17 protein-coding genes are annotated in these 15,569 nt (G+C 36.2%); 2 read left to right on the top strand and 15 right to left on the bottom strand.

The genetic code is table 11. The features are described from left to right. Positions 1-43 precede the first annotated feature (43 nt). The 11 genes from PB01_RS01865 to PB01_RS01815 all read right to left on the bottom strand — a co-directional run bounded on the left by PB01_RS01865 (position 44) and on the right by PB01_RS01815 (position 8,949). The gene (locus PB01_RS01865; RefSeq protein WP_151698599.1) at positions 44-2,212 is read right to left on the bottom strand and encodes a YheC/YheD family protein; all 2,169 of its coding nucleotides are present in this window, start codon (positions 2,210-2,212) and stop codon (positions 44-46) included. Positions 2,213-2,359: 147 nt separating this feature from the next. Next, complete coding sequence (locus tag PB01_RS01860) at positions 2,360-2,806, bottom strand: CotY/CotZ family spore coat protein (protein WP_225986135.1); 447 nt, start codon at positions 2,804-2,806, stop codon at positions 2,360-2,362. An 87-nt stretch (positions 2,807-2,893) separates the two neighbouring features. After that, positions 2,894-4,117: an ATP-grasp domain-containing protein gene (locus tag PB01_RS01855; RefSeq protein WP_192797435.1), complete on the bottom strand. Its 1,224-nt coding sequence runs from the start codon at positions 4,115-4,117 to the stop codon at positions 2,894-2,896. A 518-nt stretch (positions 4,118-4,635) separates the two neighbouring features. Next, entirely contained in the window at positions 4,636-5,412 is a 777-nt protein-coding gene (locus PB01_RS01850) for a sulfite exporter TauE/SafE family protein (protein WP_151698597.1), read from the bottom strand. A gap of 57 nt (positions 5,413-5,469) precedes the next feature. Next, on the bottom strand, positions 5,470-5,697 hold the full coding sequence (locus tag PB01_RS01845; RefSeq protein WP_151698596.1) for a sulfurtransferase TusA family protein: 228 nt from the start codon (positions 5,695-5,697) through the stop codon (positions 5,470-5,472). A gap of 17 nt (positions 5,698-5,714) precedes the next feature. Continuing rightward, positions 5,715-6,857, bottom strand: coding sequence for an MBL fold metallo-hydrolase (locus PB01_RS01840; protein WP_151698595.1), 1,143 nt, complete (start codon positions 6,855-6,857; stop codon positions 5,715-5,717). Positions 6,858-6,928: 71 nt separating this feature from the next. Beyond that, a complete protein-coding gene (locus PB01_RS01835; protein WP_151698594.1) occupies positions 6,929-7,324 on the bottom strand; it encodes a DsrE/DsrF/DrsH-like family protein in 396 nt (131 codons plus the stop codon). Further along, positions 7,293-7,904: a sulfurtransferase TusA family protein gene (locus tag PB01_RS01830; RefSeq protein WP_151698593.1), complete on the bottom strand. Its 612-nt coding sequence runs from the start codon at positions 7,902-7,904 to the stop codon at positions 7,293-7,295. Before PB01_RS01830 ends, PB01_RS01835 begins: the two co-directional genes overlap by 32 nt. A gap of 49 nt (positions 7,905-7,953) precedes the next feature. Further along, a complete protein-coding gene (locus tag PB01_RS01825) occupies positions 7,954-8,250 on the bottom strand; it encodes a rhodanese-like domain-containing protein (protein ID WP_151701931.1) in 297 nt (98 codons plus the stop codon). 16 nt (positions 8,251-8,266) lie between these two features. Beyond that, entirely contained in the window at positions 8,267-8,608 is a 342-nt protein-coding gene (locus tag PB01_RS01820; protein WP_151698592.1) for a rhodanese-like domain-containing protein, read from the bottom strand. 83 nt (positions 8,609-8,691) lie between these two features. Beyond that, positions 8,692-8,949 carry a metal-sensitive transcriptional regulator gene (locus PB01_RS01815; RefSeq protein WP_151698591.1) on the bottom strand — a complete coding sequence of 86 codons (258 nt, stop codon included), beginning with the start codon at positions 8,947-8,949 and terminating at the stop codon, positions 8,692-8,694. Between the two features lie 249 nt (positions 8,950-9,198). On the opposite strand from PB01_RS01815, the gene PB01_RS01810 reads away from it, so the two are divergent. Next, complete coding sequence (locus PB01_RS01810; RefSeq protein WP_318837497.1) at positions 9,199-10,113, top strand: DMT family transporter; 915 nt, start codon at positions 9,199-9,201, stop codon at positions 10,111-10,113. A gap of 177 nt (positions 10,114-10,290) precedes the next feature. Here PB01_RS01810 and PB01_RS01805 read toward each other — a convergent pair whose 3' ends face one another. Further along, the gene (locus PB01_RS01805) at positions 10,291-10,524 is read right to left on the bottom strand and encodes a hypothetical protein (RefSeq protein ID WP_151698589.1); all 234 of its coding nucleotides are present in this window, start codon (positions 10,522-10,524) and stop codon (positions 10,291-10,293) included. A gap of 116 nt (positions 10,525-10,640) precedes the next feature. Here PB01_RS01805 and PB01_RS01800 point away from each other — a divergent pair, with 116 nt between their 5' ends. Continuing rightward, on the top strand, positions 10,641-11,273 hold the full coding sequence (locus tag PB01_RS01800) for an alpha/beta hydrolase (protein ID WP_151698588.1): 633 nt from the start codon (positions 10,641-10,643) through the stop codon (positions 11,271-11,273). Positions 11,274-12,500: 1,227 nt separating this feature from the next. On the opposite strand, the gene PB01_RS01795 is transcribed toward PB01_RS01800, so the two are convergent. The 3 genes from PB01_RS01795 to PB01_RS01785 all read right to left on the bottom strand — a co-directional run bounded on the left by PB01_RS01795 (position 12,501) and on the right by PB01_RS01785 (position 15,119). Next, positions 12,501-13,193 (bottom strand): Type 1 glutamine amidotransferase-like domain-containing protein, encoded by a 693-nt coding sequence (locus tag PB01_RS01795; RefSeq protein ID WP_151698587.1) that lies wholly within the window; start codon positions 13,191-13,193, stop codon positions 12,501-12,503. Between the two features lie 15 nt (positions 13,194-13,208). Further along, positions 13,209-13,595, bottom strand: coding sequence for a nucleoside 2-deoxyribosyltransferase (locus PB01_RS01790; RefSeq protein ID WP_151698586.1), 387 nt, complete (start codon positions 13,593-13,595; stop codon positions 13,209-13,211). Between the two features lie 102 nt (positions 13,596-13,697). Beyond that, positions 13,698-15,119: an NAD-dependent succinate-semialdehyde dehydrogenase gene (locus tag PB01_RS01785; RefSeq protein ID WP_151698585.1), complete on the bottom strand. Its 1,422-nt coding sequence runs from the start codon at positions 15,117-15,119 to the stop codon at positions 13,698-13,700. Positions 15,120-15,569: the final 450 nt, after the last annotated feature.

The following is a 15,569-nucleotide window of genomic DNA, read 5'->3' as shown; positions in this document are numbered from 1 at the left end:
ATACCTCTTTAATAAGAGTGTGTTATTCAGGCATTTTGTAGAATTATTCTTTAAACGTTTCGTCTAAAAACTTGACCGTATCAAACATATTCGTCTTACTTGCTCCCTTAACTAAAATGGTATCGTCTTTCCTCACAATCTCCTTCAACAACTCATGTAACTTTTCCTTATTAGTGAAATGATAAATATTTTCAGATGAAAAACCTTTCTCTTTCGCTTGATCGCCTATTTCTTCCGTCCGAAAACCATAAGTTATTAATAGATCAATTCCTATTTCATGCACGTATTCGCCTACTTTACGATATTCTTGTTCCCTCAAATCGCCTAACTCTCTCATTTGACCAATAATAGCTATTTTTCTACGCTTTCCTATATTGGAAAGGACGTCAAGTGCTGCTTTTACTCCTTGTGGGTGGGAGTGAACGGTGTCATCGATTACTGTAATATTGTCACGACAATTATAAATTGTTAACCTTCTTGGTGGTTTTCTAAAAATTAATCCAGCTTTAATTTCCATTGGTGTGAATCCTAAGTAATCAGCAACAGCAATCGCATTTAACGCATTATACACATGATGCTCACCTAAAATAGGAATAAATAATTTAATTTCTTGTTTTTGTAACCTCATTTTGAAACTCATACCATTTTCCTCGTATTGAATACCATATGCTCTATAGTTAGCTGGGGATTTAATACTGACTGTCATTATCTTCCCTTTGAATTGCTGTGTTTCCAAATACTTAGAGTTCTCATCGTCCTTGTTTATAATGAGAATACCCTTTTGATCCATTCCATGTATTAGTTCTGACTTTGCATGAGCAACTTTTTTAATATCACTATCAAAGTTTCCTACATGTGCAAGTCCGATATTTGTCACAATGCTAATAGTTGGTTGAATGATGCTACAATGTTCCGTAATGACGCCAGGATAAGCCATCCCATACTCTAAGACTACAGCTTCATGAGAGTCATTAATTTCGGCTGCATGTTTTTTCGTATGCTCTGTTGTATTCCAATAATCTTTGGACTCAAAGATGTTCCATTTTTTTGATAATATAGATGCAAGAAATGCCTTGGACGTTGTTTTTCCAGCACTTCCCGTTATTGCAATGACTGGTGATCCCCTTTTTTCTTCAATCTTTTTCCTCTTTAATGACTTTATTTCATTTTTAATTTTTGTTTGGTTTTCCGCTAAATACTTTGCATATTGAATAGAATGGACTACTACATCTAATTCCAAATAAAAAGCTGGAGGACAGCCTGGACGCCAATTTACTTCATAAACCCAAATTTTCAAATTCTCATCTAAACCTACATCTATTCCGATTTCATCAATAACCTCTCCGTATTTTACCATTTGTATATTATCTAAATGATTGGCTAATGACAAAGAAAAATGCTCAAGCATACGTTTAATATCAAATGCTTCTTCTTTAAATTCCTGTTGCAAAAACGGATCTAAGTAATTAGTGAAACCTCCATTGTTAATATTGGGAATGATAGACCCTTTTGGAGCTATTCGTGGATAAATAGTAGTAATCACCCACTTTCCCTCCCCGTCTTTTTGAACATGAAGCCTAAAATCATATACTTGGCCAGATTTAGTGACGGACTGTATATATGGCTGAATAATATAATTTCCTGTTAAAAGCTTATCCTTCAAAAACTCGTTCAATTGTTGCTTTGAATAATATTTATTTTCAGAGTTTTGTCTTACTTCAAAAACCCCGTCCATATTAGAAATGAAGTAGATTCCTTTTCCCTTTCTTCCATCAATAGGTTTAAAGACAACTTTCTGAAATGATGCTAAAAATTTATGAAAATTTTCAACTGTCTTTACAACTTCAGAAGGAATTAAGTAGTTTGTAAATTCCTTCGCTTCTATTAGTCTTTCAGTAATATTCCATTTATTACCTATCGAGTTTGTAGTAAAGGGAATTTCGCTTTTTAATTTTTCAATAATTTCTTTTGAATTTGCTAATTTTTCGGGACTTCCTGCGTTATAGATAACATCCGGAAAGGGCATAATTCTCTCTTTCCAACTTCCATTTTCATAAACTTGACCTCTAATGGATCGGTTCACAAAATTCACCATCCCAGGTGAAAAGTAAAAAAAATTGACTCCTTCTGCCTTTGCAACCGCGGCATATGCATAAGACTTGATGACAGTTGTGGGATCTCTACGATGATGTAACATTCCTATTAATGTCATATAATATTCTCCTTTTATATTTGTTCAAATATATAACTATTAAATTCATCCATTATGCTTTGAATATGGACAAACGTTCAGTTTTATAAAATTTTCAGTAAAAGTAAAAAAAATTCCCTAAGAAGTTCTTAGGGAGAGGATGCGTCACTACCATTTCGGCTCAATAATAATTTTTCTAGTTAGCAACTTAGTATCTAGAGGTTGGATTGCGCAGACACTTGATAAATCAACTACTTTACACGTAGGCGATTTCTCTAACCTAACTACATCACAAAGAGAATTACAAAGATTTCCTTCAATATCTAAAGGACGCAATAATGAAATAGTTGTACAGCATTTCTCTCTATCAATAGACTCAACTCGAAAATAGTTTGTTTCAAAGCACTCATCTGTATCAATCAGACTTAAAAGGTCTCCTGTTTTCGTAATTAAGAAGAAGGGAATCGTATCAGTACCAACTATTTTAGCAAGTAAATTACCAAAATATTTAGTTGGAGAATCTTTTAATAAGTCCTGAAATGATTTCAATTCGACAAGTGCTCCACATAAAACGTGTTCACTTTCTTCTTTGTTACTGCTCATTTTACTTTTCAACTCCCTCCCTACTCCTATGTTCATATAATATTAATAATTATGAAGTATGTACGGGATAAGACTTGACCAATTCGCCAAAATTGTTAGTCAAATTGGAGCTAAATAAAATTTTATTTCTTTTGCTGCTGCTAACGCAATTGCTTCTGCTTTTTCTTCTGATTCAGATGCTGCAATTATGCATGCATACCGATTGCCCATAGAATACGGATTGCTTAGGATTTTCCCTTTGAGAGGCTTAATATAAACGTATTTTACTCCATCATGCATTAAAGCTAGCTCTTTACCAGTGACTTTGAGTAACTTACCCCTGGATCCTATCGTTAAATATCTAGCGTATACATATTGTTTTCTTGTTTCTATTAATGTAGGTTCCTCACCTAGATACATTTTTATTATTTCTTTTACGAGGTTAATCCCTGTCCCTTCTTCTATGATTCGATTCATTACTCCTCCTGACATTCTAGGGTTGATTTCAATTAGTTTCCATTCTCCTTGTACAAGTTTCATCTCTACATGGCATGATCCGTTAGTAAGACCTGTTTGTTCAACTATGCTTGATATGGACTGACAGAGGTTTTTATAATCATCCGTATTTACTCTTGCAGGAAACTTATAACCGATAACAATAAACCTTCCATTGTAAATAACTTCTTGTGCAATTATCCCAACTACAGTTATTTTATTGTTATAAACTACAATTTCAGCGAGAAACTGTGGACCGAGTAAGTATTCTTCTATTAATAAGGAACTTTTGGGATGTTTTTTTTGTAAAAGTATTAAAGCATCCTCCAGCATTTCTATAGAATTAACGAATAATACATCCTTTGACCCATTGGAAATAGGGGGTTTTACTATTAAAGGGAAATGTTCTTTATATTTCATTTCAAACACCTTCGGGGAGTCACCAAAATGAAAAGCTGTATAAAAAGGGGTAATCGGGAGGTTTGCAAGTTTTTCTCTAACCTTTATTTTGTCTTCCATTAGATATAGAGAGTTTACTGAAATCTGTGCCAACCCCACACTTTTAGATATTCTGGCTGCATAAGAAACAAATGGATCTATAAAACTGAGGCATGCACAAATATGTTTCCCTTCTTCTTTTAACTTTGTAATACGGTCAATAACTTGCTGTTCATCCATTAAATTTTTCATAAAAATAATCTGATTTACTTCCGAAAATCCGTGATTATTCGTCATTAGCTTACTTTTGTCGGTTAATAGTACAACGAAATATCCCATTTGTTTTGCAATCGTAAGAGCTTCTTTACTTGTCCCAAACTCATTACTTCCAATAAATACAATTGTTTTCATTCGAGAATCCATCCATTCATTCAGATTCATTTGTATCTATAAGATATGTATGCTCAAACAATTCGACAATTATTATCGCCTACCATCAATAGGAAAAACGCAGCATCCTTTAAGTGCATCTTGTTTTTACTATTTCCAGAGTACTTTGGACGAAACATTGGCTACACTATTACCCTTGGAATTATGTAGCTGGAAGTGACTGCATCACTTCCAGCTACACTTTTTTCGGTAATCTTGTGGCAGATGTTGGTCCGTTGACCTCTTAAAATGTGTAAAGACATGATGCATTTGGTTTGGATAATTAGAGAATAAATCCTTTCCTATTATTTTAAAAGCGGACGAAGATACAATTTCGTCCGCACAGCGCCTCTTTATCTATGGATATACTATCTATTTTTCACTTGCTCTACCAATTAGAATTTACTACAAAACATCACGGACACTGTATTCCTAGTAACCACTTTCATTTACTTTTTTAAATATAGCAATTTGAAACATTTCTACTTCAAATTGCGTTATTATAGAATATCTATCCAAATTTTAATTGCCGTTATCAAAATCAGTACCGCCAAAATCATTTGAAGTATTTTTGTATTCATGCGTTTACCCATTTTCACGCCAAGTGGGGCTGCAATTAAGCTAGCAACAATCAAAATGACTGCTGGCAAATACTCGACTTGACCTGTTGTTATCTTTCCAATTGTAGCACCAATGGATGAGAAAAAAGTAACCGCCAGACTTGTTGCAATTGTCATCCTTGTTGGAATTCTTAATACAACGAGCATAATTGGTACTAATAAAAATCCTCCTCCAGCTCCCACAATTCCTGAGCCAATGCCGACAATGAACGCTAGACTAGCTGCTAAAAATTTGTTAAATGTTACTTGTTCTAATGGAACATCATCTATTTTCTTTTTAGGGACAAACATCATTATAGCCGCTATAAGTGCAAGCAAGCCATATACAATATTTACACTAGATTCCGATAACGATTGTGAACCAAAACTCCCGAAGAGACTACCAGTTAAAATGGCCACACCCATATAAATTATAAGTTGTTTATTTAAATAACTTCCTTTGCGGTATGCCCACACACCCGAGATGGACGCAAACAATACTTGAAGGGCACTAATACCCGATACCTCATGAGCCGTGAATGCAGTAAATCCTAAACTCGGTGGAATATACAAAAGCATAGGAAAATTAATAATTGCCCCACCAATTCCGAGCAGTCCTGAAATAAATGATCCAACAATACCCAATAACAGAATGGTAATAATCCATGCTATGTCCATAATCCTTGACCTCCTATCTAAAAAAGAGAAGCAATATCTCTGCCTCCCTCCTTATTTTCATGCTTTTTGAATCCAAAATTTTAAAACATCATCTTCTTGTGTATGTTCTAAAATATTGTGCCCACCTGAAGCAGCCCAAGCTGGTATGTCAGCTTTAGCACCTTTATCTGTCAGGTGGATTTCTAATATTTCACCTGAATCAATTGTATCCATAGCCTTTTTCGTTCGAATAATTGGCATCGGACAAGCTAATCCTTTTGCATCTAATACTTTAGTTGAATTCATATTTGAATCTCCTTTAGTTAATATTTTTTAAATTCCCGGATAGCACAACGGTTTGGTCCAATTTCCATTTCTGTTTGATCTTCAGCGGATGGCGTAATTTTCCCCATATTTACATGACGAATTTCTTGATATGCATGTGGTTGTGGTGGCAAGTTATCCGTCACCATGCTACGGAATTCTCCTTCGTCCTTCATATTTAAACCATGGTTTTCTTCGAATAAATCACCTAGACGTTTTGCCACAGTACCATTTTCGTTTAATTCATCTATAATCATAAAATGTGCAGGTAATACGATTAACTCACTTGAAAGTTCACGATAACGACTATACAGCGTTTCACGAAGATCTCCAACCCAATCCTGAGCAAGACCAGCTAAATCCGGTCTACCAATCGAGTCGATGAATAAAATATCACCAGTTAACAAGAATTTGTCATCTACAATAAAAGAGGTCGAACCAATAGTATGTCCTGGTGAGTATAAAGCTTGAATCGCAATAGTTGTGTTACCGATTTTCACTTCATTTCCATCTACTAATGGTGTGTATTCAAATACTACTTCTTCTGCATCTTTTGGTGGTAAGAAGTAAGTTGCACCAGTTAAAGCTGCAATTTGACGACCTCCTGAAATATGATCAGCATGTAAGTGTGTATCAAATACATTCGTTATATTTACATGTTTGCTCGCTGCAAAGTTTGTAAATACATCCACCATACGGGTTGCATCAATAATTGCTGCTTCTCCATTTGAAATAACCATATAAGAGAGACATCCTTTACCTAAGCGCACGAATTGATAGAGCTCTCCACCGTTTTCCAGATCACTTACTTTTATCGGCTCTAAATATTCACTCCAAGACTTCATACCACCTTCTAGATAGGCAGCATCACGTCCTTCATCGGTGAGCATCTCCGCTATCATGATGGATGAACCTTCCTTCGCACAAACAACTAGTAACTGTTTGTCTGTTGGAATGTTTGATAATATCTCTTCAACCCCATCAAGTAATTCAAAATAAGGTATATTTAAATACTCAAATTTATGGCCTTCGATTTTCCAGTCTGCGAAAGCTTCAGCATTTCGTACATCTAAAATAAATAGTTCTTCATTGTTTATTACTTTTTTTGCTACTTCTTCTGCTATCCATTTATATAAAGTCACTTTAATATTTACCCCCATAGGTATTATTTTTTAGAAATTTTTTTAGAGAGGATTAATCCCCTCCTAAAATGTTAAAATGTTAGTGTTGGTGCTGCATCTTTTGCAAATTCTAAAAATGTTACTGCTCCACCAACTTCGATTCCGTCCACGAAATCTCCCTTCGTTAAGCCCATTACATCCATCGTCATTTGACACCCAATGAATTTAACACCTAATTCTTGTGCCATTTCAACTAATTGAGGAATACTTGGAGCGTTTGTTTTTGCAAACCCTTCTGCAATTGCTTCGCTTCCTTCTGGCATTGGGAGTGAATGCATCCCTTGTTTATGAATTAAATTTAAACCTTCGAATGTGAAGAAAACTTCTACTTCTTTTTCAGTTGCTGCTGCAGCTGTTGCGATATTAAATACTTTATATGCATCGAAAAGTCCACCATTACTTGCTATAATTGCTACTTTGTTTGTCATTTTGTATTCCTCCAAATTTATATTGTTTTTTTTCTTTTCCTGTCCACTGCATCATTCCAGGCATTACATTCCACACATTTGCAAAATCACTGTTCGATAGCTTTTGCGCAGCTAAATCACTACGTTTCCCTGTTCTGCAAATAACATAAATTGCTTGATTTTTATCTAATTCGTCCATTCGCTTTTCTAAATCACCCATTGGAATGGACTTTGCTCCTTCGATATGTCCAAAGGCATATTCTGCTTCTTCGCGAACATCTAAAATGATGCCGCCTTCTGAAACTTTTGTTAGAAGCTCATCTATTCTAATTACTTGCTCATGCTGCTTTTCTATAATAATATCGTTCGAACATTTGCGAATATAATGCTTTAGCACGTCGCCTTCTTCCCTAGTCCCGATATATTGGTGACCTACTGATTCAGACCATGCAGCAAGATCTGCTTTAGACCCTTTATCTGTCGCTACAACTTCTAATATTTGACCATCAACCAAATCATTCATCGCTTTTTTCGTCTTCACAATTGGCATGGGACATGCGAGACCCTGTGCGTCTAGCGTAAAATCTGCATTTAAATTCATTTTTACTCTCCTTATATACCACTACGGGTATTATTTGTTAGAAATTTTTTTAGCGCACTTTACCTTCCCAAGCAAGCATACCGCCAGTCATATTCGTTACATCAAAACCTTGATCTGCTAAAAATTGTGTCGCTCTACCACTACGACCACCTGAACGACATACCATAATATAAGGCTCTGTTTTAGATAATTCATTCATACGGAATTCTAATAAACCAAGTGGAATATGAATAATACTTGGAATTTTCCCAGCAGCTACTTCATCCACTTCACGTACATCAATTATTTTTAAAACCTCACCATTTGCTATCTTTTGTTCTACTTCTTTTGCTGTGATTTCTTTCATCATCTTTATCCTCCTTTTAATTCCATGCACTCATGCCACCACGGACATTCGTTACATGTTCAAAGCCTATTTTTTTTAGTTGTTTACAAGCATTATTACTCCGCATCCCACTTTGACAAATAACCACTATTTCTTTGTCCTTTGGTAATTTATCAAAGGATGAACCTAATGGAATATTTTTAAACTGTCGAATGTTTCGCGCCTTAAATTCAGCAGGAGTTCTTACATCGACAAATACTTTTTCTTGATCGTTCAATATATTTTTTAACTCTTTTGTCGTAATCGTTCTAACACCTTTAGACGGAATTATCTTCCAAACAAAGAACGCTGCAATTACTACGATAAAAATCCATCCCATCGTATACTCTCTCCTTTATTAAATATTTCTTTCAACCCTCAATACCTAATAGGGTATTATTTTATGGAAAAATAAAAGCCGCTTTATCGGCTCTTAACTACTAAATTCATCGCTTCCTGAATAACTGAATTCAACTTATCTGAATTACCTTCTGCATTTTGCACGCATTCTAGTAGGTTATTACTCACGATCACACCAATCGTACGATCCGCTGCCGAACGAACTGCTGAAAGCTGAGTGACCACTTCTTTACAATCTTTTCCTTCTTCCATCATCCTTAAAATCCCTCGCAATTGTCCTTCTATACGCTTGACACGGTTTACTGTTTTTGCATCATACATTTTGGACGACCTCCTTTCAAAAAGGTTATCGGTTTGAAAGCGACCTGCAAGAAATACATTATACCCACAAGGGTATAATGTCAACAATTAATATTGCCTTTGTTTATAAAAGTCAATTTCTCATTATCACTCAATACTCCCTGTATAGGATATGAAAACCGAATATCATCTTTACTAATATGTTGTTTTCTGTTGATTTTTGTTGTAAGATAAGTTGCTTTATTAAGATACAAAGTAGTAGAAAGTCTGGTGGGAAATTTGAATAAGAAAGCTATTATTTTGGCTACGATTACGGTTTTTATTTGGGGATCGAGCTTTGCATGCATAAGTGCTAGTTTGCACGGAGGCTATTCGGCTGGGCATTTGATTTTATTCCGTTTTATTATTGCTTCCTTCCTCTTTGGCGTTATAGCCTTTTTTCCTGGAATTAATTTTCAGCTGCCACGGAAAGAAGATATTTTAAAAATACTCCTTCTTGGATGGATCGGAATTAGCGTGTATCATATATGTGTCACACATGGACAATTGACTATTTCAGCTGGTACTTCAGGGATGCTAATAGGTTCAGCACCCATTTTTACAACAATCATTGCGGTACTTGTGTTGAAAGAGCGTCTTGGAAAGATTGGTTGGTTTGGATTAGGATTTGGATTTGTTGGTATTTTATTGATTGGAATAGGCACTGGAGATTCCATATTTAACATCTCTCCTGGAGTATTTTTAGTTATTATTGCAGCCATTGCAACATCGATATTTTTTGTTTACCAAAAGTCCTTGCTTTTAAAATACAACCCTATTGAGCTAACTGCTTACTTCACATGGGCTGGTACAATCCCTTTTCTCGTGTTTGCTCCTGGTCTTCTACAAGACATTCAACATGCAACACTGGAAGCCAATTTGTCTGCCATTTATATCGGGATCTTCCCTACTGCCGTTGCATACTTAACTTGGGCAATTGCACTATCCATGAGTAAAGCTAGCTCATTGTCTAGCCTACTATACGCGGAACCAGTTATCGCCATTTTAGTAGCCTGGATTTGGTTAAAAGAGTTGCCAGCAATTCTTTCGATAGTTGGAGGGCTTATTGCCATTTTAGGTGTACTTATCGTACATTTATACGGGAGAAATAAGAGGCTAATTTCCAATAATAGCCGTAAAAACTAAAAGAGAAAGTCTAGAATGCTAGTAATAATAGTTTTTAGACTGACCTATTTGTTTTTTTATGAAATTGGAAAATGGACAATCTCTTTCCGCATTTATTCGTGAAAATCAAAGGTTTAATTGAAGACCCTATTTCGATACAGTATGAGAAGAGGTTGTTCAATAAGTCTAATTTGCGACTTATTGAATAGCCCCTTTTTTCGTTTTATCGATTCTATGGTATTCCGAAATTTGAATTACTCGAACGTCTCTTGTATTTAATTCATGATAAATTCCTCTACCATCTCGAAATGAAATGTATCTATCTCGTTCACTTTGAATTAATTCCTCCGCTTTTTCTTGAGATTCCACAAAGATAAATCTTCTTATATAGTAATTTTCATTATAAAAATAAGTTATTTTGAATTCTTTCATGGCTTTTATCTCCTAAGATGCTTTTTTGTTAGGGTATCCAAAAGCTTTCCTTTTATAAGGCATTTCCAACACTTATGATAAAATGAACTTACATTAAGCCTAGGGGGGAAAAATAAATGAAATCACCTTTTACATATAAACACACAGCACCACAAATCACAGGAGGAAAGCAGCCAGCCATCTTTTTATTACACGGTATGGGAAGCAATGAAGATGATTTACCACAACTAGTTACTGAATTCAAGAAGACCCATCATATATTTAGTTTGCGTGGACCTATTGTTTTTAAACCAGGTTATGCTTTTTTCACAACTGATGAAGAAGACAAGCCAGATCGTGACATATTTGATAAGGTGGTCACTTATATTCAATCTTTTATATATGAGGCTATCGAGGAATTCGATCTTAATTTGGACCATATATACGTACTCGGCTTTAGTCAAGGTGCTGTTTTAGCACAAACTTTAGCATTAACAATGGGCAGTGTAGTTAGTGGGGCAGTTGCATTAAGTGGTTATTTACCTGAATTTGTGAAGGATGAATATAGTAAGCATCCTGTCGATCATTTGAATATTTTTATTTCACACGGAGACTATGATTATGTGATTCCATCTCAATTAAGTTTGGAAAGCAAGAATTACTTTGAGGCACAAGGAGCGAGCGTGACGTTCAAAACATACGAAGAGGGTCATGGGGTAACGCAGGAGAATCTTCGTGATTTAGTCTTGTTTTTGAAAGAAGAGAATTAAAATTTATGCGTTTGAGACTTTTTAGAATTAGACTTTACGAGATAAGGTCATGCTATAAATTAGAAAAACCGGGCAAAAAGATGCCCGGTCCTTTTAACAAAAGTAACCATAGAAATAGCCTTGATTTCCGCTACGGCGGACGCTTTTCGCGGGCACGGCTTCAATCTCCTCGTCGCTACACTCCTGCGGGGCTTTCAGCTCACGCTTTTCCCGCAGAAGTCGCCGCCTCCGCTCCAATCAACTAGTATGTATTGGGCAAATTATAATTACTTCGTAAGATAGATGACATTTATAATCAATGAACATTAGATAGAGAACTACATTTTATCAGATGTTCAAAATTTAAAAAAGCAATAGCACCTCTTATTCAACTAAGATTACAGGATTCATGATCACTACGTTTACTTAAACTAATTTTATCCTTTTAGAGACAGCTTGGCTAAATCTTCTTGTTAGATACTACTCACTTAATGGATTGTAGTGAAAGGTGGCGACTCTAGCGAGAGGCCAAAAGGATGTTGGTCACGAAGGCGTTGCCACACGATGTGGCGCTATTAGCCTTTGTTCCTATGTGAGACAGATGAGACATCACAAGCGACGCGAATGCGGCGCCCCCGCGCAACTCGTCCACCTGAAACGAAAATCCGCGGTATTATATAATTCTTTAAAGTACTATGAACGCTGGTTTCGCAGTACGATAATCCATATACTTTCTTATCTTTTAAGAAAAACGCTAGCGTCCTTTAAGTGCTCTTGCCTTCTCTATTCCCAGAGTGCTTTGGATGAATCATCGCTACACTATTACCGGTGTTTCTTTTGTGGATCGTGAAGTGACTGCGCCACTTCACGATCCACTTTTTTCAGTAATCTTGTGGCGGATGTTTGTCCGTCTCCCTCTTGGAATATGTAGAGACAAGGTGCGTAAGGTTTGTTTAAGTAGAGATTAGATACTTTCCTATTCTTTTAAAAGCGGACGAAGATACAATTTCGTCCGCTCAGCGCTTCTTTATACATGGATGCTATCTATTTTTCTCTAGTACCACCTACTCTAATGATACACCCACTGATTCATGTAAACTGTGTACGGTAAAAGTAAAAACAATTAAGAACATGCCTTTGTAGGTCCTACTATTACTAGATTCCTAGTGAGAGAAATTAATTCCAATAGAGAGTTGATTGCCTCACATGAGTCTAGGTTAATAATTGATATTTCCTTCTTCGTTTTGATTAGTTTTCTGTACCTAAATAGGTTGTGGATAACTTTTCTTCTTTATCTTTATCCACACGATATCCACTTGCTTGTGGACGAGAACTTACCACTGTGTGTAATTTTTCATCTATGAAATGTAGAGCAACCCCGTCATCTGCAGCATATCCAGCTCCTATAACTTTCTCTTGTATAAGACGTTTATAAGCAGGACGGTAATCTCCCTCCCCATCATAATGTGGGCAATGACTCCCTCCTATTAAACCAAGACACAAAATAGGCTCAATTCCACCGCCATAGGAATCTGTGACACCCTCTTCGAACCAACAAAGTGAACCAGCACTAAGACCCGATAGAATTGTTCCGTTTTCATAAGCCTCCCGAACAGCTATATCCAGTTCCCATTCTTTCCAAAGCGCCATCAAGTTCTTTGTGCTTCCTCCACCTACATACAAGATGTCTTGCTCCATTAAGAACCCTTTAATATCACGGGTATGTAGTTTGAATAAAGATAAATGTGTTGGTTCACACTCTTCCTTTTGAAAGAAATTATAAAAACGCTCAATATAACCTTCCGCATCGCCACTAGCTGTACCTATAAAGCAAATTTTTGGTCTTTTACTTTTTGATTGCTTCAAAATATATCGATCTAATAACGGGTTTTCAGGCTCCATGGAAAAGCCCCCACCACCCATACCAATGATTTGTTTCATCTATTTCCCCTCCAATTAGCTATTTTCTTGAATTACTGAAATAAGTTCATCAACTGAGCCTGTGCAGATGTTCACTTCTGGTAAGTGATAGAATGTACTTGTCGTTTCCATATCCATCGCTTCTCCATGAGGTGAGTAAAGAAAAATTTGTTTTTGCAGAGCAATAGCCATTCCTAATTCAATATGACTCCCTTTACCACCAGGCAATAAAATAATGACATAATCAGCATCTTTTATTGCCTCTTTTTCCTGTGTTCCAATATGCATTAAATCTGCAAGATTATTTGCTTGTTCATTATGTGTCCAGTCAAAAGTTTGGTTCCACCCTATGTTTTTAAGCTTTCCCCCTACTTCTCTCACCTGTTCTTTATTTTTTAAACCCGATCCCACATAAAATTTCATGTATATTCACCTAACTCTTCTCTCATTTTATTTATCATAACATGAAAAAAGACTTGTGATTTAACTATTCCGAATAGTTTAAATCCAAGTCGATCGTGTTACCTATAAACCTAGTGAAATATATTTTATTTCTAAATATTCATCCATTCCATGGTGGCCACCTTCACGCCCAAGACCACTTTGTTTAAATCCTCCAAATGGCGCTTGAGGGGTTGATGGAAGTCCATCATTTAAACCAATTATGCCGTATTCCAATTTCTCTGTAATACGAATTCCTCTTGATATATTTTCCGTAAAAACATATGCAGCAAGTCCATATATGGAATCATTTGCACGTCTTACTGCCTCTTCTTCGTCCTTAAACGTGCTGATTGGTATAACGGGTCCAAACGTTTCCTCTTGCATGCATTGCATATCATCTGTTACATTCGTCAAAATCGTTGGTTCAAAGAATAGACCTTCTTTTCTTTTTCCACCAAGTTTCACTTCTGCTCCTTTTGATACCGCATCCTCCACATGCTCCAGCGCTTTTCGAACAGCAGAATCATCGATTAGCGGTCCTATCGTCACACCCTCTTCAAGGCCATTACCAATCTTCAACTGTTTCGCCTTCTTTAAAAGTAATTCAGTAAATTCATCTGCAATAGACTCTTGCACATACACACGATTAATACATACACACGTTTGGCCAGCATTTCGGAATTTGGCAGCAAGCACACTTTCCGCCGCTTTTTCTAAATTACAATCTTCCATGATGATAGAAGGAGCATGTCCCCCTAATTCAAGCGATACTTTTTTTACCGTATCAGCTGCGCTCTTCATCAGTAATTTGCCTACTTCTGTAGAACCAGTAAAAGTAAGTTTGCGAACTCGGGTGTCTTCAAGCCAAGCATTTCCAATTGCTTTAGAATCTCCAGTCACTACATTTACTACTCCGCTTGGGATACCTGCTTCTTTCGCTAATTGTACTAGCTTTATAGCTGTTAGCGGGGTCTGACCAGCTGGTTTAATTACTACAGTACAACCCGCAGCAAGTGCCGGACCTACCTTTCTTGTAATCATTGCAGCAGGAAAGTTCCAAGGGGTTATCACTGCAACAACTCCAACTGGTTGTTTATGCACAAAAAGTCGTTTATTTTGTTGAGTTGCCGGGATTATTTCTCCATAAATTCGTTTGCCCTCTTCTGCATACCAGGAAATAAAACCATTTGCATAATTGATTTCCCCACGAGCCTCTGCAAGAGGTTTTCCTTGCTCCTCCGTCATCGTTTTGGCAAGATCCTCTGTATGTTCTTTAATCAGAATATACCAATCTTGTATTCGTTCACTTCTTTCATATGCAGACAATGCTGACCATTTTCCATATGCTTCATAAGCTGCATCAACAGCTTCCACCGCTTCTTTGGCCCCACCTTTTGGAACAGTGGCGAATATTTCTTCTGTAGCAGGGTTACTAACTTCTATAACAGGCAGGTCTTTCCCAACATCTTCTCCATTAATAATCATGTAATATGGCTTCGACATGTAATCACCCTTCCATACTAATTTTATAAACAAAATGAAATATAAAAAAAAACGCTTGATAGTAACTAATCAAACGGCTCCAAAAACTAAAGCTACTTACACTTACCTCATATGATGCATTAAAATCTACGTATAACATAATAGCATTAAAATTTTCTGTTTCTTTTCTATATTCTATTATATAACTAAAACCAAGTCTAATATTGGACAAGTCAAACTAAATTTATTATCTAAGCAAATCAAATTCATAATTCAAATTTAGCACATAAAACACGAACAATATTAAAGTGAAATGTGAGAGTATGTATCAAATACTCTTCATAAATCAGCGTGATTTCCGCTATTGGCGGACACTTTTTGCAGGGTGAGCGTTATCTCAAATGTCTCACTCAACTCACAGAAGTCGCCGCCTTTCGCTCCAAATTATGAAATTAATTCCTGTGAAAGTTA

The organism is Psychrobacillus glaciei, assembly GCF_008973485.1.
Lineage (GTDB): Bacteria > Bacillota > Bacilli > Bacillales_A > Planococcaceae > Psychrobacillus > Psychrobacillus glaciei.
The sequence above is the reverse complement of the archived record's forward strand: the minus strand, read 5'-3'. Positions and strand labels throughout refer to the sequence as shown.